At 51.2% G+C, this 508-nt stretch carries 1 pseudogene; it reads right to left on the bottom strand.

Features of this window, described 5'->3' with window-relative positions:
- Positions 1-192: 192 nt before the first annotated feature.
- Positions 193-508: pseudogene (locus tag R7Z47_RS26990) on the bottom strand (YgiQ family radical SAM protein); the annotation flags it as partial.

Here is a 508-nt window from a genome sequence, read left to right as displayed (position 1 = left end):
ACTGACGGCAAAAGCCAGTGATCTTCACGGTGAGTTGAGTAAGTTCAAGTTGGCTTAATCAAGCGAGTGAGAAGGTTCAAGCCGACTCACTCGGTTCATTTCCGGCAAAACAATTGGCGAGAAATATCGAACAAAACAAAAGGGCTCCAGAGTTACCTCTGGAGCCCTTTTTAATATTCAAGTTCTAATGAACTAACGACGTTTTGGTTTACGTTGACCGGATGGTTTGCCTTGGCCTTGTGGACGACCTTGGCCTTGCGGCTTGCTACCTGCTGGGCGGTTTGCACCGTTGCCGCTAGGGCGCTGGCCGTTGCTAGCAGGGCGTTGACCACCTTGTACTTTACCAGAACCGTTACGGTTGCCAGATGGTTTACCATCTTTTGAACCGCCTTCAGCGCGTTTGTTCAAGTGGCCACCGAAACCCGGTTGGTTTTTGGTGTGCTTGGTTGCAAAGCGGTTTGCCCCGTGACGGCCAGACTTACGACGTTGCGCTGGAGTTTGAGCATCA

Source organism: Vibrio sp. 1641 (assembly GCF_033339995.1).
Taxonomy (GTDB): Bacteria; Pseudomonadota; Gammaproteobacteria; order Enterobacterales; family Vibrionaceae; genus Vibrio; species Vibrio alginolyticus.
Note: the sequence above shows the minus strand (reverse complement) of the source record. Positions and strands in the feature narration are given on the sequence as shown.